This window comes from Mobilicoccus massiliensis, from assembly GCF_000826525.2.
GTDB lineage: Bacteria > Actinomycetota > Actinomycetes > Actinomycetales > Dermatophilaceae > Mobilicoccus > Mobilicoccus massiliensis.
The window spans coordinates 511,795-537,704 of sequence record NZ_LN651331.1 but is presented as its reverse complement, the minus strand read 5'-3'; the positions used below and the strand labels follow the sequence as shown (position 1 = coordinate 537,704).

Annotated in this window: 21 protein-coding genes and 1 riboswitch; of the genes, 9 read left to right on the top strand and 12 right to left on the bottom strand. The window is 72.4% G+C overall.

Features of this window, described 5'->3' with window-relative positions:
- Nucleotides 1-116: 116 nt before the first annotated feature.
- From lpdA to BN1197_RS15320, 4 genes are all read right to left on the bottom strand, one after another.
- On the bottom strand, nt 117-1,511 hold the full coding sequence (gene lpdA, locus BN1197_RS15335) for a dihydrolipoyl dehydrogenase (RefSeq protein ID WP_040161020.1): 1,395 nt from the start codon (nt 1,509-1,511) through the stop codon (nt 117-119).
- Between the two features lie 142 nt (nt 1,512-1,653).
- A complete protein-coding gene (locus BN1197_RS15330) occupies nt 1,654-3,834 on the bottom strand; it encodes an acyltransferase family protein (RefSeq protein WP_040161649.1) in 2,181 nt (726 codons plus the stop codon).
- Between the two features lie 434 nt (nt 3,835-4,268).
- Nucleotides 4,269-5,849, bottom strand: coding sequence for a leucyl aminopeptidase (locus tag BN1197_RS15325; protein WP_040161018.1), 1,581 nt, complete (start codon nt 5,847-5,849; stop codon nt 4,269-4,271).
- A 372-nt stretch (nt 5,850-6,221) separates the two neighbouring features.
- The gene (locus BN1197_RS15320; protein ID WP_245851977.1) at nt 6,222-7,082 is read right to left on the bottom strand and encodes a Rieske (2Fe-2S) protein; all 861 of its coding nucleotides are present in this window, start codon (nt 7,080-7,082) and stop codon (nt 6,222-6,224) included.
- Between the two features lie 198 nt (nt 7,083-7,280).
- On the opposite strand from BN1197_RS15320, the gene gcvT reads away from it, so the two are divergent.
- The 4 genes from gcvT to BN1197_RS15300 all read left to right on the top strand — a co-directional run bounded on the left by gcvT (nt 7,281) and on the right by BN1197_RS15300 (nt 11,264).
- Entirely contained in the window at nt 7,281-8,390 is a 1,110-nt protein-coding gene (gcvT, locus tag BN1197_RS15315; RefSeq protein ID WP_040161016.1) for a glycine cleavage system aminomethyltransferase GcvT, read from the top strand.
- 278 nt (nt 8,391-8,668) lie between these two features.
- Entirely contained in the window at nt 8,669-9,562 is an 894-nt protein-coding gene (locus BN1197_RS15310; RefSeq protein ID WP_040161014.1) for an ABC transporter substrate-binding protein, read from the top strand.
- Nucleotides 9,563-9,603: 41 nt separating this feature from the next.
- Nucleotides 9,604-10,464: an amino acid ABC transporter permease gene (locus BN1197_RS15305; RefSeq protein ID WP_040161012.1), complete on the top strand. Its 861-nt coding sequence runs from the start codon at nt 9,604-9,606 to the stop codon at nt 10,462-10,464.
- Nucleotides 10,461-11,264, top strand: a complete 804-nt coding sequence (locus BN1197_RS15300; protein ID WP_281253138.1) for an amino acid ABC transporter ATP-binding protein — start codon at nt 10,461-10,463, stop codon at nt 11,262-11,264. Before BN1197_RS15305 ends, BN1197_RS15300 begins: the two co-directional genes overlap by 4 nt.
- A gap of 1 nt (nt 11,265) precedes the next feature.
- On the opposite strand, the gene BN1197_RS15295 is transcribed toward BN1197_RS15300, so the two are convergent.
- The 6 genes from BN1197_RS15295 to BN1197_RS15270 are packed head-to-tail and all read right to left on the bottom strand — an operon-like array spanning nt 11,266 to nt 17,149.
- A complete protein-coding gene (locus BN1197_RS15295) occupies nt 11,266-12,099 on the bottom strand; it encodes an adenosylcobinamide-GDP ribazoletransferase (RefSeq protein ID WP_052466808.1) in 834 nt (277 codons plus the stop codon).
- The gene (locus BN1197_RS15290; protein ID WP_040161010.1) at nt 12,096-12,674 is read right to left on the bottom strand and encodes a bifunctional adenosylcobinamide kinase/adenosylcobinamide-phosphate guanylyltransferase; all 579 of its coding nucleotides are present in this window, start codon (nt 12,672-12,674) and stop codon (nt 12,096-12,098) included. Before BN1197_RS15290 ends, BN1197_RS15295 begins: the two co-directional genes overlap by 4 nt.
- On the bottom strand, nt 12,671-13,489 hold the full coding sequence (locus BN1197_RS15285) for an ECF transporter S component (RefSeq protein WP_052466807.1): 819 nt from the start codon (nt 13,487-13,489) through the stop codon (nt 12,671-12,673). Before BN1197_RS15285 ends, BN1197_RS15290 begins: the two co-directional genes overlap by 4 nt.
- Nucleotides 13,486-15,219: an ABC transporter ATP-binding protein gene (locus BN1197_RS15280; RefSeq protein ID WP_040161008.1), complete on the bottom strand. Its 1,734-nt coding sequence runs from the start codon at nt 15,217-15,219 to the stop codon at nt 13,486-13,488. The genes BN1197_RS15285 and BN1197_RS15280 overlap by 4 nt, the downstream gene beginning before the upstream one ends.
- Nucleotides 15,216-16,334 carry an energy-coupling factor transporter transmembrane component T gene (locus BN1197_RS15275; RefSeq protein WP_052466806.1) on the bottom strand — a complete coding sequence of 373 codons (1,119 nt, stop codon included), beginning with the start codon at nt 16,332-16,334 and terminating at the stop codon, nt 15,216-15,218. The genes BN1197_RS15280 and BN1197_RS15275 overlap by 4 nt, the downstream gene beginning before the upstream one ends.
- The gene (locus BN1197_RS15270) at nt 16,334-17,149 is read right to left on the bottom strand and encodes an SCO2322 family protein (RefSeq protein WP_040161635.1); all 816 of its coding nucleotides are present in this window, start codon (nt 17,147-17,149) and stop codon (nt 16,334-16,336) included. The genes BN1197_RS15275 and BN1197_RS15270 overlap by 1 nt, the downstream gene beginning before the upstream one ends.
- 81 nt (nt 17,150-17,230) lie before the next feature.
- A riboswitch (cobalamin riboswitch) is annotated at nt 17,231-17,297 on the bottom strand.
- An 88-nt stretch (nt 17,298-17,385) separates the two neighbouring features.
- On the opposite strand from BN1197_RS15270, the gene BN1197_RS15265 reads away from it, so the two are divergent.
- Together BN1197_RS15265 and BN1197_RS15260 are read left to right on the top strand one after the other, a co-directional pair.
- The gene (locus BN1197_RS15265; RefSeq protein WP_082043984.1) at nt 17,386-18,456 is read left to right on the top strand and encodes a cobalamin biosynthesis protein; all 1,071 of its coding nucleotides are present in this window, start codon (nt 17,386-17,388) and stop codon (nt 18,454-18,456) included.
- A 2-nt stretch (nt 18,457-18,458) separates the two neighbouring features.
- The gene (locus tag BN1197_RS15260) at nt 18,459-19,955 is read left to right on the top strand and encodes a cobyric acid synthase (protein ID WP_040161629.1); all 1,497 of its coding nucleotides are present in this window, start codon (nt 18,459-18,461) and stop codon (nt 19,953-19,955) included.
- A 22-nt stretch (nt 19,956-19,977) separates the two neighbouring features.
- Here BN1197_RS15260 and BN1197_RS15255 read toward each other — a convergent pair whose 3' ends face one another.
- Together BN1197_RS15255 and BN1197_RS15250 are read right to left on the bottom strand one after the other, a co-directional pair.
- Entirely contained in the window at nt 19,978-20,625 is a 648-nt protein-coding gene (locus BN1197_RS15255; protein ID WP_040161006.1) for a TIGR03085 family metal-binding protein, read from the bottom strand.
- Between the two features lie 194 nt (nt 20,626-20,819).
- On the bottom strand, nt 20,820-23,216 hold the full coding sequence (locus tag BN1197_RS15250; protein ID WP_040161004.1) for a M14 family zinc carboxypeptidase: 2,397 nt from the start codon (nt 23,214-23,216) through the stop codon (nt 20,820-20,822).
- A gap of 158 nt (nt 23,217-23,374) precedes the next feature.
- On the opposite strand from BN1197_RS15250, the gene hisI reads away from it, so the two are divergent.
- From hisI to BN1197_RS15235, 3 genes are read left to right on the top strand one after another with little or no spacing between them, the layout of a single operon-like run.
- Nucleotides 23,375-23,779, top strand: a complete 405-nt coding sequence (gene hisI / locus BN1197_RS15245; protein WP_245851975.1) for a phosphoribosyl-AMP cyclohydrolase — start codon at nt 23,375-23,377, stop codon at nt 23,777-23,779.
- Entirely contained in the window at nt 23,776-25,329 is a 1,554-nt protein-coding gene (locus tag BN1197_RS15240) for an anthranilate synthase component I (RefSeq protein WP_040161000.1), read from the top strand. The genes hisI and BN1197_RS15240 overlap by 4 nt, the downstream gene beginning before the upstream one ends.
- Nucleotides 25,326-25,898, top strand: a complete 573-nt coding sequence (locus tag BN1197_RS15235) for a Trp biosynthesis-associated membrane protein (RefSeq protein ID WP_040160998.1) — start codon at nt 25,326-25,328, stop codon at nt 25,896-25,898. The genes BN1197_RS15240 and BN1197_RS15235 overlap by 4 nt, the downstream gene beginning before the upstream one ends.
- Nucleotides 25,899-25,910: the final 12 nt, after the last annotated feature.

Here is a 25,910-nt window from a genome sequence, read left to right as displayed (position 1 = left end):
TGCGGTGTTGTCGACGAGTCTAGGAGAGAACCGTTCGCCGCCTGCGGCGGGCCGGTGCCCCTTCCGGCGTCGTGCGGGATGTCGTGCGGGATGTCGGTCCCGATGGGAGCGACGACTCAGGCATGGGCGTGCAGCGGCTTGCCGGCGAGGGCCATGTGGGCCTCGCCGAGCGCCTCGTTCTGGGTGGGGTGGGCGTGGACGAACTGGGCGACCTCCTCGGGGAGGGCCTCCCATCCGACGATGAGCTGGGCCTCGCCGATCTGTTCGCCCATCCGGGCGCCGATCATGTGGATGCCGACGACGGGGCCGTCCTTGACCCGCACGACCTTGACGAAGCCGGACGTGGCGAGCATCTGGGACTTGCCGTTGCCGCCGAGGTTGAATTCGATGGCCTCGACGGCGTCGTCGCCGTGCACCTCCTTGGCCTTGGCCTCGGTGACGCCGACGGAGGCGACCTCGGGGTCGGTGTAGGTGATGCGGGGGATGCCGGACTCCTCGATGGGCTCGGGGTCGAGACCGGCGATGTCCTCGGCGACGAGGATGCCCTGGGCGAACCCGCGGTGCGCGAGCTGCAGGCCGGGGACGATGTCACCGACGGCCCGCACACCCTCGACGTTGGTGCGGCAGCGCTCGTCGGCGAGGACGAACCCGCGTTCCATCTCGAGGCCGAGCTCCTCGTACCCGAGTCCGTCGGTGACCGGGCCGCGACCGACCGCGACGAGCACGAGGTCGGCCTCGAGCTTCTCGCCGTTGTCGAGTTCCACGGTGGCGACGTCGTCGTTCTGCGTGACGGCGGCGCAACGGGTGTTCGTCTTGACGCCGATCTTGCGCTTCTTGAAGCTGCGTTCGAGCGTCTTGGAGATCGACGGCTCCTCGGGTGCGAGCAGGCGGGGGAGGGCCTCGACGATCGTCACCGTCGAACCGAACGACGCGAAGACGGAGGCGAGTTCGCAACCGATGACGCCGCCGCCGAGGACGACGACCCGCTGCGGGACCTCCTGCAGGGTCAGCGCGCCCTCGCTCGTCATCACGCGGCCGGTGATCTCGATGCCGGGCAGGGTGACCGGACGCGAACCGGTGGCGAGCACGAGAGTGCGTCCGACGAGACGGCGGCCGTCGACCTCGACGGCCGTGCCCGCGTCGTCCTTGCCGACGACCTTGCCCGCGCCCTCGACGTAGGTGACCTTCGCGGCCTTCACGAGACCCTGCAGGCCCTTGTGCAACCGGCCGATGACCCCGTCCTTGTAGGTGTGGACGCCCGGCATGTCGATGCCCTCGAGGGTGGCCTTGACGCCGAACTTGGCACTCTCGCGCGTGGAGTCCGCCACCTCGGCCGCGTGCAGCAGGGCCTTGGTCGGGATGCAGCCCTTGTGGAGGCAGGTGCCGCCCAGCTTGTCCTTCTCCACCAGCGCGACGCTCAGGCCGAGTTGCGCGGCACGCAGCGCGCACGCGTATCCGCCGCTGCCTCCGCCCAGGATGACGAGGTCGTAGGTCTCGCTGCTGTCGGTCATGCTGAGCGGCTCCTTCTCCGGCGGCGATGCACGGTCCAGTCCGGCACGACGCCGTGGATGCCGGCGCCGGCGGTGCGGCCTCCCGGGTCACGGGGGCGCGACGGGCCTCATCCTCGCACGGACGCTGGAGGAACGCTCCCTTTCAGCCCCGGATCGCGGCCGCCACGCGATCGAGCAGTGCGGTACAGACGGCGGGCGCCGCCTCGGGGGAGAAGTGCGACCCGTCGGGGCGCGCGAGGCCGGTGAGCTCGGCGGCGTCCACGCGGGAGCGGGTGCGGGGCACGACGTGCGCAGCCGCGGGCGGTCTGCCGCTGCTCACCGAACCGCGGGACGCGGGGGTGATGCCGGAGCCCGGCGTCGAGCCCGGGACCGAACTCGGTGCGGCCGCCGCCGCGCCGGCGCCCGGTGGGGTGTGGTCGCGGGGGAGTCCGCTCGCGTCGAGAGGCAGGCGATCGTCGCAGGGCACGGCGTCGTCGCGGCAGAAGACGTCGTCGAGCGCGATCGTCTCGATCCGCGGGTCGTCGGCGGCGACCTCGGTGACGAGTGTGTTCCAGGTGCGGCGCAGTTCGTCGTCGTACCAGAGGCGGTGGAGGAAGGGATCGCACCGGTCGGGCGTGCAGCGCGAGGCGAGGCCGATGCCCGGCCGGTCGGTGAGGACGACGACGAGGCGCGCGCCGTGGGAGGTGAGCCGGGCGGCGTCCGCGACGAACGACGCTCGCTGCGCCGCCCAGAACTCCGGAGTGCCGGCACGCAGAAGGCGACCGTCGTCGCCGCGGCGGTCGGCGAGTTCGTAGCGCGACCACCACAAGACGGTTCCGGGGTGGTGCTGCGCGATCGCCTCGTCCTGAGCGGCACGGACCTTGTCGGTGCAGGCGCCCTTGGCGAGGAGTGTGCCGTCGGGGGCGAGGGCGGGCACCGTGAGGGCCGGGCAGCCACCACGGGCGGCGTCGAGCACGGTGATTCCGCGTGTGGCGGCCTCCGTCGCCAGGGTGGGGGTGAGACGGCGCATGACGCTGTCGCCGACGACGACCATCGTGTCCTGCCGGGCGCCGCTGGACGCCATGGACGCCGCCATGTGCTCGGTGAGGGGGTTGAACCGGCTGAGAGCGGTGCCGCCGAGGGCCGTGGAGATGACGACGCTCGCGGCCAGGGTGCCCACGCCGACCGGCAGGAGTTGCAGAGGAGTGATGCGGGTGAGCCCGCCGGTGCGCAGCGGGAGTTCGACGACGTGATAGCTCACCGAGGCGACGGCGAGGGTGAGCACGACGACGAGAAGCGCCCGCCACGGCTCGAAGCCGGTGTGGTCGCCGAGGATCCACACGGTCAGCGGCCAGTGCCAGAGGTAGACCCCGTAGGAGATCCGGCCGACGTAGGCGAGCGGCGGGAGTCCGAGCGTCCTGGCGACGAGGTGGCCGTTGCCTCCGGCGGTGGCGGCGGCCACGAGCACGGCGCAGCAGATCGAGAACGCCACGGCACCACCGCCGAAGTAGAGAGGGGAGGGCCCACCCAGGGTCGCGACACCGATCCCCAGGCCGGCCAGGCCACCGGCCATGAGAGTGGCGTGATGGCGCACGACGAGGCGCTGGACGCGTTCGCGCGTGAGCAGGGCCGCCGCGACCGCCCCGATGAGGGGCTCGAAGACCTTGGTGTCGGTGCCCATGTACGCGCGCTCCGGAGCGGCGGGGTCGTAGAGCGCGTGCAGCCAGACGGCGGAGGCGACCGCCAGTGCGAGCGCGGTGCATCCCGTGGCGACGGCGGCGGCGCGACGGCGGCGGCGTTCGCCCTCCAGGCGAGTGGCGGAGTCGACGACGCCCCGATCCCCGCGGCCCACCCGCTGCCGGACGAGCGCGCCGACGACCGTGAGCACGAGCGGCCAGGCCAGGTAGAACTGCTCCTCGACGGCGAGGGACCACACGTGCAACAACGGCGAACTCGTGCCGTCGTCGCTGAAGTAGCCCGCCGAGCCGATGAAGCGCCAGTTGCCGACGTAGAGCAGCGACCACAGCGCATCGGCGCCGATGCCGGGGCGACGGTAGGGCGGGGCGACGAACAGGGCCCACACGACGACGGCGAGCACGACGAGAAGCGAGGCGGGCATGAGGCGCAGCGCGCGGCGCGACCAGAAACGCCCCAGGTCGATGCGACCGGTCGCACCGAGCTCCTTGACCAGCAAGGTCGTGATGAGGAACCCCGAGAGGACGAAGAAGACATCGACCCCGAGGTAGCCCCCGGCGAACCCGGGAACCCCGACGTGGAAGGCGACGACGAGCAGCACGGCGATCGTCCGCAGGCCGTCGAGGGAGTCGACGCGGGAGCGGCTCATCGAGCCGCCCTCGTGGCCGGGACGACCAGACGTGGGAACACCCGTGCTCTCCTCGACCGACGACAGGACCGACGGGCCGGGCGGGTGGCAGGCGGGGGTCCCGCATCCGCCCGAGGGAAGGCCCATCGGGAGCCTGTTCGTCACGAGTCGGGGTGGAACTGAGGGGTTTTCGTCGTTCGACCGGGCCAAGCACGTGCGTGATGAGGCAGGTCAGAGGGGACGACGACCGCCCACGAGCACGTACGGGACACTCTGCGGGGCAAGGCGGAGCAGGGCGGGAGGAGGGGCGGGTGCGTGTCGTGCACGCGGGGCGGAGCAGGGCGGGAGGAGGGGCGGGTGCGTGTCGTGCACGCGAACGGGCGGGTCCGCCCCTGCCCTCGCCGGCTCGTACCGGTGAGGAGGACGGACCCGCCCGTGGTGAGCGGCCGAAGACGTCAGTCGGTGACGTACCCGCGGGCGAACTCGACCAACGTCGGCACACCGAAGCCCGTGCCGCCCTTGCCCGTGTAGCCGTAGACGCCGCCCTCGTTGAACGACGGGCCGGCGATGTCGATGTGCCCCCACGGCTGTGTGCGGGTGGCCGCCTGCTTCTTGCCCTCGTCGGTGGGGGTGGCGAACTCGCGCAGGAACGCCGCCGCCGCCAGCGTGCCGGCCGTACCGGCCTCGCCGATGTTCTTCATGTCGGCGACGGTGCTGTCGAGGTGACCGCGGACCTCCTCGACGATGGGCAGCGGCCACACCGACTCGCCGGCGTCGGCGGCGGCCTGGGTGAGGGCCCCCTGCAACTCGTCGTCGTTGGCGAGGACGGCGGCCGTGCGCTTGCCGAGCGCGACGATCTGCGCGCCGGTGAGCGTCGCGATGTCGACGATCGCGTCGGGAGCCGACTCCGCCGCGAGGGCGATGCCGTCGGCGAGGACGAGACGGCCCTCGGCGTCGGTGTTGAGGACCTCGACGGTGAGTCCACCACGCTGGGTGATGACGTCGCCGGGGCGCGTCGCACCGCCGCTCGGCATGTTCTCCGCGAGGCAGAGGTAGCCGGTGACGGCCACGGGCAGGCCGAGGGCGGCGATCGCGAGCACGGCACCCGCGACGGCGGCGGCTCCGCCCATGTCGGACTTCATCGTCATCATCGACGCGGCGGGCTTGAGCGACAGGCCACCGGAGTCGAACGTGATGCCCTTGCCGACGTACGCGAGCGAGGCGCCGGCCTTGCGGGGCGCGTAGGTCATCTTGACCAGGCGCGGAGGACGGGTCGAACCCTGACCCACCGCGACGAGGCCGTCGAAGCCGCCGTCGAGGAGCTGCTTCTCGTCGAGGACCTCGACCTTCACGCCCTTGCCGGCCGCACGCTGCACGAGGTCGGCGAAGGAGGCCGGGTAGAGCTGGTTGGGGGCGGTGTTGACGAGGTCGCGGGCCCAGCACTGGTAGCGGGCGACGGTCTCGGCAGCGGCGACGGCCTCGCTCATGGTGGTCTCGGTGACCTTGCCGCCATCACCGTCGAGCCCGCCCTTGAGTGCCTTCTTGCCGGCGACGAGCGCGATCTCGCCGACCGCGGATTCGGCCGCGGCGCGGGCCTTGGCTCCGCGGTGGGTGTCGAACCGGTACGCACCCAACACGAGGCCGCCGGTGACCGCGGCGGCGAACTCGGGCGTGGCGACCGGCAGGACGACGGCCGCGTTCGCACGACCTGTCAGGGCGCGAGCCGCCGCGCCGGCAGCGCGACGCGCCTCCTCGTGGGTGGGTGCGGCCTCGCCGGCGGCCGTGCCGAGGCCCGTCACGACGACCACCGAAGCGGCGACCTTGGGCACCGACGTCAACGTGACGACCTCGTCGGCCCGGCCCTTCGCCTTCAGGCCGGAAAGAGCGTTCTCGACGTGCGACACCGACGCACCGGGTAGCGCGTCCGCCGCGACCAGCCGCGGCGTCCCACCCTTGTCGGCCGCAGGCCGCATGAAGACGACGAGCGCGTCGGCCTTGACCGAATCGGGGGCGATGGTGGCGAAGCTGAGCTTCACGTGGTCCTCCTGTGATCGGGGGTGAGACCCGGCACTCGCCCGGGCGGGCGGCACAGCCGGGAAGGTCGTCGGACGACGCCCCGCCCGAGCGCAATCCGTCGGGACGATGTGCTCGATCAGGTCGTCGGGCCGGACGGGCCGGGCGCATCTTCTGGGCGCCGAGATCGATGAACTGCTCGGTCGTCACGAGGGACGCCCGAGCGGTCGTCGGGCTCTCTGCCTCGTAGGATGCCATGCCTGCGCTCCGCGCGTGCGAACCCGCGCAAAGTGGCGCCGACCGGAAGGCGTAAGGCCTGCGTCGTCGTCACGGGAGCGTGTGTCGCGGGCTCCTGTGCACCGTTCCGGGCGGCGGGCGGCGGCAGCAGTCCACCGTCAGCGCGGCGCCGGACGCACCTGGATCCGATCACCCTCGGTGCGTACGTGCCACGCGGGCTGGGCGATCGAGGCGGGTCCGCGCTCGACCTCGCCATCGGCGAGACGGAACCGGCTCCCGTGCCACGGACACTCGATGCAGTCGCCCTCGACGTTCCCCTCGTCGAGCGGACCGCCGGCGTGGCTGCACGTGGCCGACAACGCGTGGTCGTGGCCGCCCTTGCGCACGATCACGACCGGAGTCTCGCCCACCATGACCCGCTTGGGTCGGCCCTCGATGAGCTCGTCGGCGCCGGCGACGTCGGTCCAGCCGGACTTGCGCGTCTGGAAGGCTTCGTGACTGACGCCCACACCTCTGACGAAGCTGAGATGGCCACCGAGGTAGGCGGCTCCGACCGTGAGGCCGACGGCGCCGAGACTCAGCATCGTGCCCGTGCCGCGGTGGCCACGCCCGCGCGCGAACCACGACATGACCTGCAGGCCCGTCGCCGCGCCGTTGAGCGCGCCGTGCACGAGGCCGACCCGCTGGATCGCGCCGTGCAACGTCGACCAGTCGGAGGCACCCGACCACGCCGCCGGAGCGGAGGCGAGCAGGCCGAGCCCGACGAGGCGCTTCGCCGCTGCCGCCCCCTCATCGCCCATCGACACGTCCAGTGCCGTCGCCATCGTGAAGGCCCCGATCGGCACATCCGTGAGCACCGGGTGGAGCGGATGACCGAGCCACGACCCCGACAACGCGTTGCGCACGACAGTGGGCTCCGTCAACTTCTGGACCTCGCTCGCGACCGGCTTGCCGACCGCATCGAGCGCCTTGGACTTGCCGATCCTGCCGATCAGCCTGTCGATCATCTGCACGATCACGACGTTCACCTCATCGGTTGGTACGGCACGGATCACGCCGGGCCGGGCTCCCGAGGCTACGAGCGCCCCCTACCGGCCGCAAGACGAGACGCGGCCACCCGCCACGCGCCACCAACCATCCAGCCAGTCCCGCCCAGTCCCGCCGCGGTTCGCGCCAACCCCGAGAATATCGACGGCGCGTGCGTCTACCGTGGCCGTATGACAGAGACCGACCTCCTCACCTCCCCGCTGCACGCACGCCACACGGCACTCGGCGCCAAGATGGCCGACTTCGGCGGATGGCTCATGCCCATCGAATACCCCGGCGGGGGCGTCCTCAAGGAACACGAGGCCGTGCGTGAACGCGTCGGGATCTTCGACGTCTCCCACCTCGGCAAAGCCGTCGTCCGCGGTCCCGGCGCCGCCGACTTCTGCAACGCCTGCTTCACCAACGACCTCCACAAGGTCTCCCCACCCAAGGCCCAGTACACGATGTGCTGCGACGAAGAGACCGGCGGCGTCGTCGACGACCTCATCCAGTACTACTTCAGCGACGACGAGGTCTTCCTCATCCCCAACGCCTCCAACACCACCGAGGTCGTTCGCCGGATGCGCGAGAAGCTCCCCGAGGGTCTCGAACTCGAGAACCAGCACCAGGACTACGGCATCATCGCCGTGCAGGGCCCCCGCTCCGACGAGGTACTGCAGGCCCTCGGCCTCCCCACCGGCCAGGAGTACATGTCGTTCGAACGCGCCGAGTGGAACGGCAAACCCCTCACCGTCTGCCGCACGGGCTACACCGGCGAGAAGGGCTACGAACTCGTCCCCCGCTGGGAGGACACCGAGGCACTCTGGGACGCCCTCGTCGACGCCATGAAGCCCTACGACGGCCTCCCCTGCGGCCTCGGCGCCCGCGACACCCTTCGCACCGAGATGGGCTACGCCCTCCACGGCCACGAACTCTCCATGGACATCACCCCCAACATGGCCCGCGCCGGCTGGGCCGTCGGCTGGAACAAGGACCAGTTCTGGGGCAAGGACGTCCTGGCCGCCCAACGCGCCGAGAAGACCTGCCGCCTCTCCTGGGGCCTCCTCGTCGACGGCCGCGGCATCCCCCGCGCCGGCTGCACCATCAAGAACGACAACGGCGACGAGATCGGCACCGTCACCTCCGGCACCATGTCACCCACCCTCCGCAAAGGCATCGCCCTCGCCCTCATCGACCGCGGCATCAAAGAAGGCGACCACGTCACCATCGACGTCCGCGGCCGCGACATCCCCGCCACCGTCACCAAACCCCCCTTCGTCGAGGCCGGAGTACACGACTGACGCTTCGCGCGGTGTTCGCTTCGCTCGCGCGCGTCCGTGTTCCACCGATTCAGGCCTCACTGCGCTCGGCAGCGACGAGAACCCGAAACCCCGTCCGGAGCCCATCCGGAGGGGGTTTCGGGTCTTCGGGGCGCGAAGAAGGTAACGGGGCCGTCGTCTTCCGCTCCTCACTCGGGTGAGGTTGGCCTTCTCGAACTGCGGGGTAGGGTGGCGTCGCCCTTCCCCGTCTCCTGCCTGCGGGGGCGGTGAACTGCTCTCGAACTCCAAGGACGGCCCCCATGCGTCAGCGCCTCGCCCTCGCCCTCCTCCTCGCGCCTCTCGCCGCCCTGACGGCCTGCAGTGCGCCCACCGACGGCGGCGGTGCGCAGCCCGGGGCTCCGACCGGAGACACGCCCCAGGCGACCGGCACGGCCGCCACCACCGAATGCCAGAAGGGGTCGCTCGAGGTCGTCACCCCCGGCTCCCTCACCGTCGGCACCGACAAGCCCGCCTACGCGCCCTGGTTCGCCGACGACGACCCCGCCAACGGCAAGGGATACGAATCGGCCGTCGCCTACGCCGTCGCCGACAAGCTCGGCTTCGACAAGAAGGAGGTCAGCTGGGTCGTCGTCCCCTTCAACACGGCCATCGCCCCCGGCCCCAAGAAGTTCGACATCGACCTCAACCAGATCTCCATCAGCGACGACCGCCGCCAGGCCGTCGACTTCTCCTCCGGCTACTACGACGTGCAGCAGACCGTCGTCACCTACAAGGGGTCGCCGCTGGACGGCAAACGCGCCGTCGCCGACCTCGCGGGCGCCAAGCTCGGCGCTCAGGTCGGCACCACCAGCTACACCGCCATCACCGGGCAGATCAAGCCGTCCACCCCGCCCAACGCCTTCGACACCAACGACCTCGCCGTCCAGGCCCTCAAGAACCACCAGATCGACGGCATCGTCGTCGACCTGCCCACCGCCTTCTACATGACCGCCGCCCAGCTCGACGACGGCGTCATCGTCGGCCGCCTCCCACAGTTCGGCGGCAAGCCCGAGCAGTTCGGTGCGGTTCTCGACAAGGGCTCCTCGCTCACGCCGTGCGTCTCCCAGGCCGTCGACGCCCTCCGCGAGGACGGCACCCTCGAGAAGCTCGAACGGCAGTGGCTGGACAAGCAGGGCGCGCCCGAACTGCAGTGACGCACCCCGTGAACCCCGCCCCGCAGACCCCTGAAGGCGCGGTGGCAGCCGCGCACGACGACTGGCATCCCTCGGACCACGAGCGCCGCCGCGCCGCCTATCGCCGCTCCCGCGCCAGACGCTCGGCCGCGATCTCCGCGTTGAGCACCCTCGCCATCGCCGCGGTCGCGTGGTGGCTCCTCACGAGTTCACCCGGTTGGCCTCGGGTGCGGTGGACGTACTTCAACCTCGACAAGGCCGTCGAGGCGTTCCCCGCGGTCCTGACCGGCCTGTGGCTCAACCTGCGGATCATGGTGGTCTGCGGCGTCGTCATCTTCGTGCTCGGACTGCTCGTCGCCATCATGCGCACCCTGCGCGGACCCGTCTTCTTCCCGCTGCGACTGGCGGGCACGATCTACGTCGACCTGTTCCGCGGGCTGCCGCTCATCCTCGTCCTGCTTCTCCTCGGCTACGGCGCCCCCGCCCTACGCCTCCAGGGGCTGCCGACGAGCGTCCTGTTCTGGGGCTGCGTCGCGCTCGTGCTGTCCTACACCGCGTACGTCGCCGAGGTGTTCCGCGCCGGCATCGAGTCGATCCACCCCTCCCAACGTGCCGCCGCCCGTTCGCTGGGCCTGTCCTACGCCCAGACGTTGCGGCACGTCGTCGTGCCGCAGGCGATCCGGCGCGTGCAGCCGCCGCTGCTCAACGACCTCGTGTCGTTGCAGAAGGACTCCGGCCTCATCTCGATCCTCGGCGTCGTCGACGCCGTCCGCGCCGCGCAGATCGAGACGGCCGCCGACTTCAACTACACGCCGTACGTCGTCGCCGGGGTGCTGTTCATCCTGCTCACGGTGCCGATGGCCCGCTTCACCGACTGGGTCGCGCGGCGACAGGGCTTCCAGGGCGCGGGAGGACACCTGTGATCACGCCGACGCCACCCGCCGCGCGGGGCACCGCCCCGACCGCCGGCGATGTCCTGTTGTCGCTGCGCGGAGTCCGCAAGTCGTTCCCCGGCCGCCACCGCGGGGAGCCCCGCAACCTCGTGCTGCGCGACGTCGACCTCGACGTGCGCGCCGGCCAATGCGTCGTCCTCATCGGCGGGTCGGGCTCGGGCAAGTCGACCCTGCTGCGGTGCATCAACCTCCTGGAGACGATCGACGACGGCGTCATCACCCTCGACGGGCAGGAGCTCACCGACCCGCGCGTCGACGTCGACGACATCCGTTCGCGCATCGGCATCGTCTTCCAGAGCTACAACCTCTTCCCTCACCTCTCGGTCGTCGACAACGTGACCCTCGCACCCGTACGCGTGCACGGTCGCTCGAAGGCCGAGGCGCGCACGGCGGCCCTCGAGATGCTCGAGCGGGTGGGTCTCGCCGACAAGGCGACGGCCCGACCCGACGACCTCTCCGGCGGGCAGCAGCAGCGGGTCGCGATCGCGCGTGCCCTCGTCAACCGGCCACGCCTCCTGCTTCTCGACGAGGTCACGTCGGCTCTGGACCCCGAGCTCGTGGGGGAGGTGCTCGACCTGCTGCGTGCCCTCGCCGACGACGGCATGACGATGATCCTCAACACCCACGAGATGGGGTTCGCGCGCCAGGTCGCCGACGTCGTCGCCCACCTGCACGGCGGGGTGATCGCCGAGATCGGGCCGCCGTCACAGGTCATCGACGCGCCGGCCTCCGAGGAGACCCGCCGGTTCCTCAGCCGGTTGCACGCCTGATTCAGCGCAGCATCGGCACCACGAGCGCGACCACGGCGGCGGCCGTGAGCGTGATGGCGGCCGAGATCTCGATCGCCGCGCCGAGCACGTCACCGGTGATCCCACCGAGTCGACGCACGCACCGACGCACGAGCAGGCGCGTCGTCACGATCGCGACGAGGACGACGAACACGGCCCCCGCGGCGGCCCACCGGCCACCGCCCAGGGCGGCGACAAGAGCGCCGAACACGGCGATCAGGAGAGCCGACGTTGCGGCGGCCGACCGGCTCACGCTCCCGGCGACGGTCGCACCCAGGCCACCCGGGCGGGCCGCCGGAATCCCCGAGATGCACGCGAACGCCAGTGACAGCCGGGAGGCGACGAACGCGACGAGTCCGAGGCCGAGAACGGTGCCCAGCCCGAACGTCGCCGCTGTGAACAGCGTGGCGGTCGCGGAGCCCTGGAGCGCGAGGGTGAGGGCGATCGCCGCGGCGCCGCTCGGCCCGACGTCTCCCGTACGCATGACGACCAGGGCACGCTCGCGGTCATAGCTCGCCGACAACCCGTCGGCGGTGTCGGCGAGACCGTCGACGTGCATGGCACGAGTGGAGAGCACCATGAGCGCGACCACGACGACGGCGAACAGCGTGGGCGCGGGAAGGAGCCGTGCCGCGAAGGCGCCGAGCAGCCAGATCCCGGCGATGGGCAGGGTGGCGAGCGGCGCCAGGAGCATCGCGAGCCCGGCCACCCGACGGTCGATCCTCGACGGCGGCCGGACCGGGATCGCGGTGAGCGTGCCGACCGACATGCGCCAGCCGTCGACGAGCAGCGGCGCGGCAGTAGGTGACTCGGTCATCGCGCGCTCCGGGCCGTCACGAAGACGTCGATCCCCGGTGTCTTCGAGAGGTCGAGCACGCGACCGGCGACGACGAGGAGCACCTCGTCGGCCACGGCGGCGACGGCGGTGTTGAGTCGACCGAGTTCATCGCGAAAGAACCGGCCCGACGGCGTGGCGGGCACGACCCCCAGACCCACCTCGTTGCTCACGAGCACGACGTCGCAGCGGGCCTGGCGCAGCGCGGTGACGAGATCGGCGCGGGCGGCGGCGACGACCTCGCGGCCGCGCTCCCGCTCCTCCCAGACCGCGGCGTCGTCGACGACCCGGGTCAGCCACGTGCCGAGGCAGTCGACGAGCACCGGGGGACCGTCGGCGCCGAGGACGGCGGCGACGTCACCGGTCTCGAGCGTCGTCCAGGACGCGGGGCGTCGCCGCCGGTGGAGTGCGACGCGTTCGGCCCATTCGTCATCGGCCGGGTCGTGCGGGTCCGGTACCGGCCCGGGGGCGACGTAACGGGCGGGGCCGTGTGCGAGCAGCCGCTCGGCGAGGGCGCTCTTACCGCTGCGGACGCCGCCGAGAACGAGGGTGATCACGACGCCTGCTCGAAGCGGGCGCGACGCGTGGCGCGACGCAGGGTGGCGAGCATGGGGCCTCCGGCGAGTAGGACGAGAACGAACGTGAGCAGAGCCCTCGGTGCGTCCCAGACGAGGGAGGTCGCGAGGTAGAACACGAGGTAGTGGGTGAGGTTCGCGGCGCCGGCGCCGGGTACGAACCCGGCACCGCTCGGTGCGGAGGCGCCGAGGAACGGCCAGAACCACAGGTTCATGATCGCGCCGTACGCCAGGCCGGCAGCTGCGCCGTAGAGCGCGAGCACGACCACCTCGACGCGCCCCCGTAACCGTCCTGGCAGCAGTGCCGCGCCGAGCGCGACCCAGCCGGTGGCGATCATCTGGAACGGGGTCCACGGCCCGACGCCACCGGTGAGGAACGCTCCGGTGAGCAGGACGAGGCAGCCGCAGAGGAACGCGAGCCGCCGGCCGAGGACCCGCCCGGCGAGCACCACGAGGAAGAAGACCGGTTCGAGCCCGGCGGTGCCGGCTCCGAGCACTCGCAGGGCTCCGCCGAGGGCCGCGAGTGCACCGAGCACGGCGACGGATTTCGCGTCGAGCCGGCCGTTGCCCTGCTCGGCGAGCAGGCTGACCGCGAGCAGCGCCATGATTCCCGCGAACACCCACGGCGCGTCCTGGGTGTGCTCGGTGACGAGGGTGGAGGTCGCGAAGAACGGCCAGGTGAACGCGAGCACGCCGACGACCGTCACCACGACGAGGACGACGGTGCCGGGCCACGTGGGGGCCGCGCGCGGGGGCTCGACGACCTCGCGAGCCGGGTGGTGGCGGGTGAGGGTCATGGGTGACTCCCCAGCCGTGTGGCGTCGAGCTCACGCTCGACGTCGCCGACGGTGAGCAGGGGCAGCGGGTGCATGACCCGGGCGACCTGTGGTGCGTACGCCGTGGAGTGGGCGAGGACACCGGCGGAGGTGTCGTCGGCGACGACGCGACCGCTCGCCATGAGGACGACGCGATCGGCGATCTCGGCCGCGAGCTCGACGTCGTGGGTGGCGGCGAGGATCGTGTGTCCCTCTTCGGCAAGTTCGCCGAGGAGTTGCACGAGACGTGCCTTGGCCGCGTAGTCGAGTCCCCGCGTCGGCTCGTCGAGGAGCAGGAGGGCCGGGCGGGCGGCGAGAATGACCGCCAGCGCGAGACCCAGACGTTGTCCCTCGGAGAGGTCGCGCGGGTGGAGGGACGCGTCGACCGGGCCGGCGATGCGTTCGAGCAGCGTTGCAGCCGTGCCGGGTTCGGCGCGCATGTCGGAGTCGGCCTGGGCGCATTCGGCCGCGACGGAGTCGGCGTACAGCAGGGTCATGGGGTCCTGCGGCACGAGCCCGACGTGGCGGATGCGCTCCGAGGGCCGCAGGCCGCGTGGCTCCACGAGGTCGTCGGCGCCGTCGGCCGTGCGCCGGATCTCGATCGCGCCACTCGTCGGAGCGAGTCGACCGGCAAGGCTCCACAGCAGCGTGGACTTGCCCGACCCGTTGCGGCCCATGAGCACGCTGACGCCACCGGGCGGGAGTTCGAGGTCGAGTCCGCGCAGCACCGGCGTGCGTCCGCGCTCGACCTGGGCGCGTGTCACCCGGGCCTGCAGGGGGCGCGAGGAGGCCGGGCGTCGCCGCAGGCTCCACGTTCGCCTCCGGTCGCTCTCACCGGCGGCCTGAGCCGTCGCGGCGGCGGGCGTCTCGACACCCGGCGCGAGGCGGTCACGCAATCCCGTTGCCGCGCGTCGTGCTTCGCGGACCGAGAGGGGTAGCGGCCGCCACCCGGTGAGCTTGCCGAGCGCGACGACGGGCGGGACGACGGCCGAGCGCGCCATGGCCTCCCGCGGCGGAAGGGGTTCGGTCGCGACCCCGCGCTCGACGAGCGCGATGCGGTCGGCGTGATGAACGACGCGCTCCAGCCGGTGCTCGGCGAGCACGACGGTGAGGGCCATGTCGTGGACGAGCCGGGTGAGCGCGGCGAGCACGTCCTCGGCGGCCACGGGATCGAGCGCGGAGGTCGGCTCGTCCAACACGAGCACACGCGGCCCGGCGGCGAGCACCGCCGCGATCGCCACACGCTGCTGTTGGCCGCCGGAGAGAGTGGAGAGACGGCGGTCGCGCACGTCCGCCAGCCCGAGAACGTCGAGGATCTCCTCGACCCGCCGCCGCATCACGCCCGGCGCGACACCGAGCACCTCCATCCCGTAGGCGATCTCGTCCTCGACGGTGTCGCTGACGAACGAGGCGGCCGGGTTCTGGCGCACGAGGCCGACGACCTCCGCGAGATCGCGGGGGCGGTGACTCGCGGTGTCGCGTCCCGCGATGCGCACGTGCCCCCGCAGGGTGCCGCCCGTGAAGTGCGGGACGAGCCCGTTGAGGGCCTGGAGCAGCGTCGACTTGCCGCCTCCCGTCGGCCCGGTGACGAGGACGAGCTCGCCCTCCTCGACGCGCCAGCGGGGGACGACGAGGGCGGGGGAGTCGGCGCCGTCGTAGGTGATCTCGAGGTCGTCGATCGCGACGAGCGGTGCGTCGAGTGATCCGGTCATGCGGCCCGGCCCACCGGAAGGTCGACGCGATCGGTCCTCGGACGGGTGCGGTGCTCGGGCCGCGGCGGAGCTACGACACCCGCGAGCCCCGCGGTCAACACGACGGCGACCGTCAGGGCGGAGGTGGCCGTCGGGGCGAGCACCGTCGTGGGCGTTCGCGTCGCCGACAGCACGACGACGACCACGGCGGGCCCGATGCCGAGGGCGGTGACGATCGTCTCCGGCCACGACCAGGGATCGTGGCGGTAGCGCGTGCGCCGGTCGGCCGAGCCCCCGACGAGAAGTGCACCGGCGGCGAGCACGAGCCCGGCGACGACGAGCGGCGCCGCGAGCAGGAACGGCGTTGCGGCGTCGAGCAGTCCGTAGACGCCGACGAGCACACCGACGACCCCGACGAGGCCGACCGCGGTGGCTCGACGCTGCCGCCGGACGCCGCGGTGCCCGGCCCGGCCGTAACCGCGGGACTCCATCGACGCCGCGAGATGCAGCGAGCGTTCCAGCGCTCCGGCGACCACCGGAAGAGCCATCGTGCCGAGTTCTCGCACCCCGCGGCCGGAGTGACCGCGCAACATGCGCGCGGCCCGCACCCGGCTCGCGTCGTCGACGAGTTCTGGTGCGTAGGAGAGCGCGACGACGAGCGCGGTGCCGACGTCGTAGAGCGTGGCGGGGACGTGCCGCAGCAGCCGTCGAGGACCGGCCAGGGCGTTGGCTCCGCCCAGGCAGAGGAGCATGACGGCCAGCCGCAGGGCCTCGAGCACCGAACTCGTGAGCGCGCCGAGGGTGACGTCGCCGCCGAGCCGCAGTCGACCTGCCCAGGCGGGCAGCCGCAGTTCGGGCAACGAGAGGACGACCGGCCCGTCGACGATCCCGCCCCCGAAGAGCGCGGTCATCGTCAGCCGCACGACGAAGGTGACCGCCCCGATGCCGAGGAACGCGAAGAGGATTCGCAGACCCCCCGGTTCGTGCCGCTCGACCACGACCCAGGCCACGACTCCGCCCACCGCGACGAGCGTGAGCACCTCGGTGGCGCGGGACGCGGCGACGGCGAGTCCGATCGCCCACACCCACCAGGCGACGGGGTGAAGCGATCGGGCGAGCGACGGGGAACGACGCATCAGTCCCGGCTGCGGCGACGGCGGTTCATCGAGACGAACGCGGCGACGAGCCCCGCGACGACGATGAGTCCGAGCGTGATCCAGAGCCACGCACCGGTGAGGGGCTGGTCAGCGGACGGCTGAGCGTCGCTGGTCGCAGCGGGAGTCGGGGTCTGTGCGGGATCGGACACGGCCGTTGCAGGAGCCGACGCACTGGCCGACCCTGCCGGGGAGGCTGCCGGGGCGGCGGCGACGCTCGGGCTCACGGTCTCGTCGGGCGACGCGGCGGCCGCGGGCGGGGACGCGACCTCCTCGAAGCATCCCGTGGCCGGGTAGCCGTCGAGGCCGCACACCATGGCCTGTTCGAGGCGCGGCTTCGCAACCGCCGTGAGGACGTCGGTGCCGGTGGCGGCGGAGGCGACGACGGCGCAGGTGGCCTTGGGCTCCGGCGGGGTCGTCGTGCCGTCGGCCGCATCGGCGGGCCGGCCGAAGTCGATGACGACGCCGACGCGCTTCTTGCCGCTCTCGGCGGGCGTGTCGCCGCAGATCTGATCGAACGTCATCACGGCCCGCGGGCGACGAGGCTCGTCCATCGACGCGACGGCGTAGCGCCAGCCCTCGACACCGCCGTCGGCCGGGGTGGACTGGTCGGGACCGGTCGTGGCGAACTCCCAGGCGCCGTTCTGCAACTGGTAGTAACCCCAGAACCGGCTGGCGCCCGCAGCGTGAGCGGCGCCGGCGGGGAGAACGACGGCGGTCGCGGTGAGCAGTGCGACCAGGAGCGCGAACAGGGTGCGAGGAGCGCGGCGGCTGGGGGAGAGGACCGCGGGTGTCATGGGAAGTCCCTTCTGCACACGCGGGGAGGCACCGGCCCCGCTCGTATGCCTCGACGAACGATGTGGGCCGAGGACCTGCGCGGGCCTTCCGGCTCGCCGTCACGGCTCACGGTTGCGGGTCAGCGCCGGGTTCACACCGGACTTCCCCCGCGCGGGTCGTCGGTCCCTAGACCGTCCCACCGCCGGTGGCCTGCGTCAACCGGACTCGCGGCGCCTGAGAGACTGCCGCCGTGATCATGCCGACCATCGCCGCACCCCGTTCGACGCGTCTCGCGTCGTCGGAGGCCGCGGCCGCGCGGGAGTCGTCCCCCGGGAAGGCCTGGGCCGCGACCGCGAGCGCCCGCTCGGCGGGACTGGCGCTCGGGTACGCCGCGGACCTCGTGTTCGGCGACCCTCGTCGGGGGCACCCGGTGGCGGTGTTCGGGAGCCTCGCGAACGCCCTCGGCACGCGGCTGAGAGCCAGACAAGGCCTTGGGCGGTCCCGGGCGGCCGGGGTCGCGTACACGGGGATCCTCGTCGGCGGCAGCGTCGCACTCGGACTCGTCGTCGAACGGCTCTGTGCACGAAGGCCGTTGCTGCGATCGGCGTCGACGGCGGTCGCGACGTGGGCGGTGCTCGGCGGAACGAGCCTCGCGGGCGAGGGGCGGGCGATGGCGCGACTCATCGGCACGGACGACGGTGATCTCGGCCCGGCCCGGCTCCGGTTGGGGCACCTGTGCAGCCGCGACGCGACCGGCCTCGACGCCGCCGGGCTCGCCCGGGCCGCCACCGAGTCCCTGGCCGAGAACACCTCCGACGCCGTGACCGCGCCGCTGTGGTGGGGTGCGATCGCCGGCGTTCCGGGCCTGCTCGGCTACCGCGCCGCGAACACCCTCGACGCGATGGTCGGCTACCGCACGCCCGAGCTGCGTGAGTTCGGTTGGGCGTCGGCGAGATTCGACGACATCGTCAACCTCGTCCCGGCCCGGGTGACCGCTGCGCTCACGGTGCTGCTCGCGCCCGTCGTCGGCGGGAGTTCCCGTGAAGCCTGGCGGGTGTGGCGACGCGACGCCGCGGGTCATCCGAGCCCCAACGCCGGGCCCGTCGAGGCGAGCGCCGCCGGCGCCCTCGGCGTGCGCCTCGGCGGCGAGAACACCTACTCCGGCGAGGTCGAGGACCGTGGCACCCTCGGTGACGGCCCGCCCGCCGGGGTCGCGGATCTGCCTCGCGCCGTGCGGCTCTCGCGTGCGGTCTCCCATGCCTCGCTACTGGTCGCGGTGCTCGTCGCCGCCGCGCGAGGGCCCATCCCCGTCAGGAGCAGCCGGTGACGATGCAGCACGCGAACGGGCCGCGCGGCCTGTTGATCTGCGGCACGACCTCGGACGCCGGCAAGAGCCTGCTCACGGCCGGGATGTGCCGCTGGCTCGTGCGGCGGGGAGTGCGGGTCGCGCCCTTCAAGAGCCAGAACATGTCGAACAACTCCATGGTCTGTCCCGACGGTGCGGAGATCGGTCGCGCCCAGTGGGTGCAGGCCGTCGCCGCCCGCGTCGTGCCCGAGGCGGCGATGAATCCCGTGCTGCTCAAACCCGGTTCGGATCGGCGCAGCCACGTCGTGCTCATGGGCCGGCCGCACGGAGAGCTCGGTACCGGCGAATGGGCGACCGGCCGGCGGGAGCTCGCGGAGACGGCCTACGCGGCGTTCGAGGATCTCGCCTCCCGCTTCGACGTCGTCCTCGCCGAGGGCGCCGGCAGCGCGGCCGAGGTCAACCTGCGCGGCGGCGACTACGTCAACCTCGGTATGGCTCGCGCGATGAATCTTCCGGTGGTCGTCGTGGGCGACATCGACCGGGGCGGGGTGCTCGCGGCGATGTACGGCACGTGGGCGCTCGTCGACGCGGCCGATCGGGCCCACCTGCGCGGGTGGATCGTCAACAAGTTCCGCGGTGACGTCGACCTGCTGCGCCCGGGGCTCGAGGTCATCACCGAGCGCACCGGACTGCCCGTGCTCGGCGTCGTGCCGTGGCTGGAGGGCGCGTGGCTGGACGGCGAGGACGCTCTCGCCCTGGGCGGGTGGTCGCGGGCCGTGGACACCCACCCACCCTCCTCCGGAACCTTGCGAGTGGCCGTCGTCGGCTTTCCCCGGCTGTCGAACGCGACCGACGTCGACGCCCTCGCGGCCGAGCCCGGCGTCGACGTGACGATCACCGCCGACCCCGACACGGTCACCGGCGCCGATCTCGTCGTCCTTCCCGGCAGCCGAGCCACGCTCGACGACCTCGCGTGGCTGCGGAGTCGGGGGCTCGACGAGCCGTTGACGGCGCGAGCACGACGAGGCGCGCCGATCCTCGGCATCTGCGGGGGATACCAGATGCTCGCCCGCGAGATCCACGACCCGGACGGCGTCGAGTCCCGCGACGTGCGTTCCGTCGAGGGCCTCGGGCTGCTCCCGACCCGCGTCGACTTCGCCCGCGAGAAGGCCCTCGCCACACCGAGCGGCGCGTGGCGAGGTCACGTCGTACGGGCCTACGAGATCCACCACGGCGTCGCGACGGTACCCGCAGGTCAGGAGGGTGTCGAGCCGTTCCTCGACGGCTGGCGCAGCGGCGCGGCCTTCGGCACGACGTGGCACGGCGCGTTCGAGAACGACGCGTTCCGCCGGGCGTTCCTCACCGAGGCGGCCGCCTTGTCCGGCAGCACGTTCCGCGTCGCGACGACGGCTCCCGGATTCGCCGCGCGCCGCGAGTCGATGATCGAACGGCTCGCCGACGCGGTCGAGGAGCACCTCGACACCGAGGCGCTCCTCGCGCTGATGGGGCTGCAGGCCTGAGGGGGCGCTGCCGCCGGGCCCCTCAGACCGAGAACTCGGCGCCCTTGAGTGCGGCGATCGCTGCCTCGGTGCCCTGGTAGTCGAGGTCGGCGACCTCGCCCCGGCCGAACGCGAAGAGCACGAGCTCACTGGGGCGTCCCTGCAGCACCACGGTGCCCTTCTTCGTCGGGCCCTTGGCAGAATGCCGGCCGTGCTCCTCGGAGAACAGCACGACACCCACCGGTGAGCGGCGGAACAGCAGCTGACCGGCCTGCTTGAGACGTGTCCACAGGGCGCTCTCGGTGTCGTCGGAGACGCGGCGGGCGCCCTCGCGGGTCCAGCCGGGGGCGGCCCGCAGGATGTCCTCGTGGTGGACGAAGAACTCGGCGAGGTTGATCGCGTCGTCGACCGCCGGCACCCGGGTGGGGTTCCAGCCGGGAGGGCCCTCGCGCACCATGTCGACGAGCGTCGACCAGTCGTTCGCCGCGTAGGAATCCTGCACGCGCTGGGTGTGCTCGGCGAGCGCGGGCATGAGCACCCCCGGCAGTGCGTCGGGTCGGCGTTCGCGCACGACGAGGTGAGCGGCGAGATCGCGCGTCGTCCAGGGCGCAGACAGGGTCGGTGCGTCGGGGCCGACGTCGACGAGAGTGGCGCAGAGCGCCTCGCGTTCGAGCTGAGCGAGTCCGGTCATGGGCCCCATCATCACAGCCGAGTCCCGCACCGGCGAGTCCATCTGCGACGCGAGTGATGCGCGTCGGGGCACGCGGTCGGATCGATCGCACACGACATCCGGCGCCGAACGTCGCTGCGGCCGTACCCCGCGCCGGAGTACGGCCGCAGCAGCTCTTTCCGCGCGACACGCGGACAGGTATGCGCGGGTGAGGCTCAGGGACGAGAGCGGTCGTCCATCCGCGCGGTGACGCCCTGCCGGTCGAGCTTGGTGGCGGCGATGCCGGCGCGACGGCGTTCGGCGGCGGTGGCGTTACGTCCACCGGGGGCGTCGACGGAGCGCTGCAGGGTGCCACGAGAGTCGACGATCGCGTTGCGGACGAGAGAGGCGGTCCCGTCGGTGAACGCACGGAAGTTGGGCTCGAACGAGAACGCGGTGACGCGCCCCTGCCCGACCTGCTCGTCGACGAGGGCGGTGCTGCCCGCGATCTCCTCGACGCCCTTGGCGAAGCCCGAGACGGCCCAGGCCGGCGAGTCGGCGCGCGGGTAGGAGAGGACGACCTCGCCGCGCCCGGCGGTCATGATCGGGTCGGCCTCGTACATCGTCCACACGTCGGATCCCGCGCCCTTCATGAGAGGACCGCTGCGAGGGGCGGTGGCCCGCACGAGAGCACCGGGAACCTCGTTGGCCGGGTTCTTCAGGACCGCCGACGAGAGTCCGGCGAGCGCGGCGTACTGCGTGCCGCCCTTCCACGTGACGAGGCGACCGCCGTCGCGTACCCAGGTCGCGAGCGCGGCGTTGCGTTCGGTGCCCATGGCCGCGTTGAGCGCCTTGCCGTCGATGTTCGGCACGATGAGCACGTCGAGCCCGGCGAGGGTCGAGGCGGTGATCTGCGAGGCCTGCAGGGTCGTCGAGGGGATCCGCCAGTCCGACCTCAGCCGCCACTGCAGCCAGCCCGTGCTCTGGTTGGGGTTGAACGGACTCGCCGAGGCCGTGAGCACTCCGACGTTCGGCAGTCCGGCCGGCAGTGCGACACGCGGCACCGAGACCCGGGGCGTCGGCGTCGTGCGCATCGCCGGGACGACCGGCGCGGAGCCGGCGGAGACGTCCTGCAGCAGGGGCATCGACCAACCGGAGACGTCGTAGAAGTACGGGAAGGGAACGTAGGTGTCCTCGCCGAGCATCGTCTGGATCCAGTGCTTCTGGCCCTGCGCCATCGGGATCCAGTAGCTCCCGGCGGGGATGACGGTCGTGGCCGCGGGCTTGCCGTAGGCCTTGAAACCGGGCACGTGGGCCGGGGCCTGCAGCGTGTGCACCTCGACCCCGTCCTGCTGCAGCCGGGAGACGAGGGTCGCGACCTCGCGCCGGCGGCCCGGGTCGTCGTTGCGCACGAAGTACCCGCAGACCCGCACGTCGGGCACGGCGCGCTGCACCGTGTTGCCGGGGTTGTCGACGTGGTTCGGCTGCAGGGTGCACGCCCGGCCCTGGGCCTGCGCCTCGACGAACTGCTGGTGGTACTCGGTGTTGATGCGCTGACGGGCGCGGGCGGTGGCACGCAGCGCCGTGATGCCGGCGGTGAAGTGCTTGTCGACCTGGTCGGCGAACGGCGCGGCCTGGCCCACCTCGTGGGTCATGCCGGCGGCCCCGTGGCGCAGCACGGGGTAGGTGTCGCCGTAGCCGGGGTAGAAGAGGTCGAAGCCCGCCTGCCAGGTCTCGTAGGCGTAACCCTTGGCTCGGAACGCCTCCGCACTCGCCTTGCCCGCGATGTCGTCGATCCAGCCGAGCGGTTGACGGGCCGTCTCGTGGAAGATCGGGTCGGCGTTCGGCGGGAAGTAGTAGCCCTTGCCGCCCATGCCGTGCTGGTCGACGAACACGTGCGGCGGGAACTTCGCGAGCAGCGCCTGCTTGGCTCGGGTCTCGGGCTGGGTGCGGGCGAACCAGTCGCGGTTCATGTCGAACGCTGCGGCGTTCGCGCGGGTGTTCGCGTTGCGTCCGTCGGGGTTCTGGATGGGCACGACGACGACGAGGGCGTTCGCCAGGACGTCGGTCGCACCGCAGTCGGTGCGGTCGGCGAGCTCGTGGATGAGGCGCATCTCGGCGTCGGTGGAGGCGGGCTCGTTGCCGTGCACGTTGCCGGCGACCCAGAGGATCAACGGACTGCGCGCCGCGATCGCCGCAGCCGTGGCGGCCGGCGTGCGCGGGTTCCGCAGCGCCTCCACGTCTGCGGTGAGGCGGCCGGACTGCGCGGCCCACAGCACGTCAGGGCGCCCGACGAGCGCGTACTTCAGCGGCGCGCCCGTCGCGGTGCGGCCGAAGGTGCCGACCGTGACCTTGTCGCTGGCCAGATCCACCTGGTTCAGATAGCGGTACACCTGGTCGACGCTCGCCTTGCGGGTGCCCAGGTCGAAGCCGAGCGACGAGGAGGGGGTGGGCACCTTGCCGGCGAAGACCGGGGTCTCGGAGCACGCCCGAGTCGGTGCTGCGGGTGCAGCCGCCGCGGGCGGCGTCACCGTGGGGGTGGAAGGGGCGGCCGTGGCGGGAAGACCGACGGCGAGTGAGCCCGTGAGGGCGATCGTGCCGAGGGCGGCGGGGAGGAGGGGACGGATGGACATGGGGCGACTCCGTGATCGGGCCGGGCACACGCGGGTGCCACGAGAGCGACGTTTCGCTCTCGTTGAAAGCCGATGCTAGGCAACGGGGTTCGTCCCCACCGGGAAATGACGCGACCGCTCGTCATCGGTGGTCGGGGACACCCGGCACAATGCGGGGCGTGACGACACACCCTCTGCCACCCGAGGTCGCCGGCCGGCTCCGACGCGACGCCGCGGGTCTCGTGGCCGCCGTGATCCAGCAGCACGACACCGGCGAGGTGCTCATGCTCGGCTGGATGGACGACGAGGCGCTGCGACGCACGCTCACCACGGGGCGTGTCACGTTCTGGTCGCGCAGCCGGCAGGAGTACTGGCGCAAGGGCGACACCTCGGGACATCGGCAGTACGTCAGGTCGGTCGCGATCGACTGCGACGGCGACGCCCTGCTCGTCCGGGTCGAGCAGGTGGGCGCGGCCTGCCACACCGGTGAGCGCACCTGCTTCTTCACCGATCTGGGCGCGGTCGTGGGCGACGAGGAGGCCGGCGAGGACGCCGGCCGCGAACGAGAGGAGACGGCGCGATGAGCGAGCACGAGACGGGCCCTGACGCTGTGCCGAGCGGCGAGCTCGGTGCCACCTGGCCCGCGCTGCCGAGGTTCCTCGAGCTCGCTCGTACCCGCCGTGTCATCCCCGTCGTGCGCCGCCTGCTCGCCGACGCCGAGACACCGGTGGGTCTCTACCGCAAGCTCGCGAAGGACCGGGTGGGATCGTTCCTGCTCGAGTCGGCCGAGCACGGCGGGGTGTGGTCGCGGTACTCGATCATCGGGGCGCGCAGCGCGGCCACCCTCGTCGAACGCGACGGGGAGGCGGCGTGGCTCGGCACCCCGCCGAGCGGCGTGCCTACGGGCGGCGACCCGTTGAGGGCGCTGCGCGACACCATCGCCACGCTGGCCACCGACCCCCTCCCCGGCCTGCCGCCGCTCACCGGCGGCCTCGTCGGCATGATCGGCTACGACGCGGTACGCCGGTGGGAGAAGGTGCCCGACGCCAACCCCGACGATCTGCGCCTGCCCGAGCTCGCGATGATGCTCGCCACCGACCTCGCGGTCATCGACCACACCGACGCCTCGGTGCTTCTCGTCGCCAACGCGATCAACTTCGACGGCTCCGACGAGAGGGCCGACGAGGCCTACGCCGACGCGGTGACGCGTCTCGACAGGATGACCGAGGACCTGCGGGCGCCTGCCCCGAGCACGGTCGCCACCATGAGCCGGCCCGCCCCCCAGCCGCGGAGCACGATGACACGGGAGCAGTACCTCGAGGTCGTCGAGGCGGGCAAGGAGGCCATCCGCGCCGGGGAGGTGTTCCAGGTCGTCCTCTCCCAGCGGTTCTCCGTCGACTGTCCGGCCGATGCCCTCGACGTGTACCGCGTTCTGCGCGTCTCGAACCCGAGTCCGTACATGTACCTGCTGCGCCTGGAACGGCCCGACGGCGAGCCGTTCGACGTCGTGGGCAGCAGCCCCGAGGCGCTGGTCAAGGTCACGGGCCGCCGCGTCATCACCCATCCCATCGCGGGCTCGAGGCCGCGAGGCGAGACGCCCGAGGACGATCGCGGGCTCGAGGCCGACCTGCGGGCCGACGAGAAGGAGTGCGCCGAGCATGTCATGCTCGTCGACCTCTCGCGCAACGACCTGCAGCGGGTGTGCGAGGTGGGCAGCGTCGAGGTGGTGGAGTTCATGAACGTCCGGCGCTACAGCCACATCATGCATCTGGAGTCGACGGTCGTCGGCGAACTGGAACAGGGCCGCACGGCCTACGACGCGCTGGCGGCGACCTTTCCGGCCGGTACGTTGTCGGGCGCTCCCAAACCGCGGGCGCTGGCCCTCATCGACGAACTCGAGACCACCCGTCGCGGCGTCTACGGTGGTGTCGTCGGATACCTCGACGTGCACGGAGACCTCGACATGGCCATCGCGATCCGCACCGCGGTCATCACCGGCGGCCGGGCCCACGTGCAGGCGGGAGCCGGCATCGTCGCCGACTCGCGGCCCGAGGCCGAGCACGCCGAGACCGAGCACAAGGCTGCGGCGGCGTTGCGGGCCGTCGCGGCCGCCTCGACGCTGGGCACACCATGACCGGCCGTGATCTCGACACCGCCGGAGCGGCGTCCACGATGCGGCGAGTCGCGAGCCGCGGCCGAGTCGTGTCGGCAAGCCTGCTCGGTGTGGCGGTCGTGCTCGCGGCGGCGATGCCCATCTGGGTGGACGCCCGCATCGCCGACGCGGCCGGCACCTCCGGCCTGCAGGTCTCGGGTCTGCGAGCGAGCCCCCCGCTCGTCCCCGTCGCCCTCGCGGCGGGGGCCGGAGCGTTCGCACTCACGCTCGTCGACGGCTGGGGCCGACGGCTCGTCTCGGTGATCGTCGGAGGGTGCGGCATCGGTCTCGTCGTCGCGGCCGTCCTCGTCCTCCTCGATCCCTCGGGGGCGGTGCGCGGCCCCGGTGTCGTGCCGGTCGCGGCGGCGACGACAGCTGCCCCCTGGGCCGCGATCGCCGGAGCGGTGGTCGTCCTGCTCGGGGCGGGCCTGGCGCTCGTGGTCGGCGACCGCTGGCCGGCCCGGGCCGCCCGTCAGGCGTCGGCATCCGCCCGCACGAGTGCTCGCCGCAGTGACTGGGACGCGCTGAGCGAGGGTGACGACCCCACCTGAGGACACGACCTC

Excerpts from the sequence above, each read along its gene's own strand:
- BN1197_RS15295 (WP_052466808.1), bottom strand. The coding sequence starts at position 12,099 with ATGACCGAGTCACCTACTGCCGCGCCGCTGCTCGTCGACGGCTGGCGC.
- BN1197_RS15260 (WP_040161629.1), top strand. The coding sequence starts at position 18,459 with ATGCAGCACGCGAACGGGCCGCGCGGCCTGTTGATCTGCGGCACGACC.
- BN1197_RS15265 (WP_082043984.1), top strand. The coding sequence starts at position 17,386 with ATGCCGACCATCGCCGCACCCCGTTCGACGCGTCTCGCGTCGTCGGAG.
- BN1197_RS15310 (WP_040161014.1), top strand. The coding sequence starts at position 8,669 with ATGCGTCAGCGCCTCGCCCTCGCCCTCCTCCTCGCGCCTCTCGCCGCC.
- gcvT (WP_040161016.1), top strand. The coding sequence starts at position 7,281 with ATGACAGAGACCGACCTCCTCACCTCCCCGCTGCACGCACGCCACACG.
- BN1197_RS15255 (WP_040161006.1), bottom strand. The coding sequence starts at position 20,625 with ATGACCGGACTCGCTCAGCTCGAACGCGAGGCGCTCTGCGCCACTCTC.
- BN1197_RS15250 (WP_040161004.1), bottom strand. The coding sequence starts at position 23,216 with ATGTCCATCCGTCCCCTCCTCCCCGCCGCCCTCGGCACGATCGCCCTC.
- BN1197_RS15280 (WP_040161008.1), bottom strand. The coding sequence starts at position 15,219 with ATGACCGGATCACTCGACGCACCGCTCGTCGCGATCGACGACCTCGAG.
- BN1197_RS15270 (WP_040161635.1), bottom strand. The coding sequence starts at position 17,149 with ATGACACCCGCGGTCCTCTCCCCCAGCCGCCGCGCTCCTCGCACCCTG.
- BN1197_RS15275 (WP_052466806.1), bottom strand. The coding sequence starts at position 16,334 with ATGCGTCGTTCCCCGTCGCTCGCCCGATCGCTTCACCCCGTCGCCTGG.
- BN1197_RS15240 (WP_040161000.1), top strand. The coding sequence starts at position 23,776 with ATGAGCGAGCACGAGACGGGCCCTGACGCTGTGCCGAGCGGCGAGCTC.
- BN1197_RS15285 (WP_052466807.1), bottom strand. The coding sequence starts at position 13,489 with ATGACCCTCACCCGCCACCACCCGGCTCGCGAGGTCGTCGAGCCCCCG.
- lpdA (WP_040161020.1), bottom strand. The coding sequence starts at position 1,511 with ATGACCGACAGCAGCGAGACCTACGACCTCGTCATCCTGGGCGGAGGC.
- BN1197_RS15330 (WP_040161649.1), bottom strand. The coding sequence starts at position 3,834 with ATGAGCCGCTCCCGCGTCGACTCCCTCGACGGCCTGCGGACGATCGCC.
- BN1197_RS15235 (WP_040160998.1), top strand. The coding sequence starts at position 25,326 with ATGACCGGCCGTGATCTCGACACCGCCGGAGCGGCGTCCACGATGCGG.